General features: G+C 32.0%; 3 protein-coding genes. All 3 read left to right on the top strand.

Annotation, left to right across the window (positions count from 1 at the left end; all coding sequences use genetic code 11):
* Positions 1–23 precede the first annotated feature (23 nt).
* Genes HMPREF2885_RS08430 through HMPREF2885_RS08420 form a run of 3 tightly spaced genes read left to right on the top strand, consistent with a single transcriptional unit; the run spans position 24 to position 1,199 of the window.
* Positions 24–449 carry a hypothetical protein gene (locus tag HMPREF2885_RS08430; RefSeq protein WP_070657805.1) on the top strand — a complete coding sequence of 142 codons (426 nt, stop codon included), beginning with the start codon at positions 24–26 and terminating at the stop codon, positions 447–449.
* A complete protein-coding gene (locus tag HMPREF2885_RS08425; RefSeq protein ID WP_152548824.1) occupies positions 446–727 on the top strand; it encodes a hypothetical protein in 282 nt (93 codons plus the stop codon). Before HMPREF2885_RS08430 ends, HMPREF2885_RS08425 begins: the two co-directional genes overlap by 4 nt.
* A gap of 28 nt (positions 728–755) precedes the next feature.
* Positions 756–1,199, top strand: a complete 444-nt coding sequence (locus HMPREF2885_RS08420) for a hypothetical protein (protein ID WP_070657803.1) — start codon at positions 756–758, stop codon at positions 1,197–1,199.
* The last annotated feature ends 279 nt before the right edge of the window (positions 1,200–1,478 follow it).

The following is a 1,478-nucleotide window of genomic DNA, read 5'->3' as shown; positions in this document are numbered from 1 at the left end:
TAAGAAAAAGGAGAAAAGCTTAAATGAACAATTCCAGCACTAAAAAAAGTTATAAAAGTCTACTAATCGTTTTGTTAGTTGCATTCATCACAGCAGGAGGTATATTTATGTTTAGTATGTTAGGAAAATCGCAAGAAGAACATCGGAATAGAGAGTATGAAGTTAGTTTGGTGAATGCCTTAAAGAATTCCTATGAAGGGATTGAGGAGATTAAAATTTCCAATCCAGAGTACACAAGTCCTCCTGGTTCGTGGTCTTGTGATGTCGAAATTAAATTTAAAGATGAAAGAACTCTTTCATATGGAATTAATCATCATTTAAACTATAAAACCAATTATGGTGGACGTCAAGAAACAAACGAAGATTGGCAGTATTTAGAAACTCATAAAGGGCAAACTTTAAAGTCAGTGAAAATTACTTATTCTGATAGTGAGCAAGGAGAACTATGATGAATTTCCAATATACTGATGAACACTTGAATAATTTAAACCAAGATTATGCTGTTTATAGTGTGAACGAAGAGTTTTCAAGTAGAAAAAAGACAAAACAGGTTGTAGAAAAGTCTAATATTGATCCTAAAAACGAAACTAACACTATAACCACCTCAGATGATCAAGAATCCCGTGTTGTTGCGACTAAGTCTCACCGAATATCGGGATTTGATGCAGTGTCTGTGACAATTGACTTGATTTTCTCTATTCTACTGTTATTTATCTTTAAATTATAGTAGAATAGAGAAAAGGAGAAAAGCTTAAATGAATATTTCCAGCAATAAAAAAAGATATATAAGACTACTAATCGTTTTGTTACTCGTAGCCATCACAACAGGAGGTGTTTTTGTGTTTAGTATGTTAGGGAAGTCTCAAGAAGAGCGTCGAAATAGAGAATATGAAGTAAGTCTGGTTAATGCTTTAAAGAATTCCTACCAAGGGATTAAGGAGATTAAGATTATGGATCCTTACTATAATGACAAACCGGGTTCGTGGTCTTGTGATATTTCAGTACAGTTCAATGATAGTCAAACTATTACTTATGGAATTAATCACAGATTAACCTATAAAGAAAACCATGATGGTCTTATGAAAGGAAATACTAATGAAGAAATTGATCAACAATGGTCTATACTTCAAAAACACATTGGTAAAACAGATTCTACAATATTAGTACGATATTCAAATGGTGAAACAGGAAAGCAATAATGGTATTTAATTATACTGATAATCAGTTGAATAATTTAACCCAAGATTTTCCTAATTATACTGTAAATGAAGAGTTTTCAAGTAGAAAAAGGAGAAAAGCTTAAATGAACAATTCCAACAAAAAAAAAACTCATAAAAGGCTGCTAATCGTTTTGTTACTCGTAGCCATTACAGCAGGAGGTGTTTCTATATTTAGTATGTTAGGGAAATCTCAAGAAGAACGTCGAAATAGAGAATATGAAGTCAGTTTGGTAAACGCCTTAAAGAATTCCTATGAAG

Source organism: Streptococcus sp. HMSC062H02, from assembly GCF_001813005.1.
Lineage (GTDB): Bacteria > Bacillota > Bacilli > Lactobacillales > Streptococcaceae > Streptococcus > Streptococcus oralis_S.
This window is presented reverse-complemented; position numbering and strand designations above follow the sequence as displayed.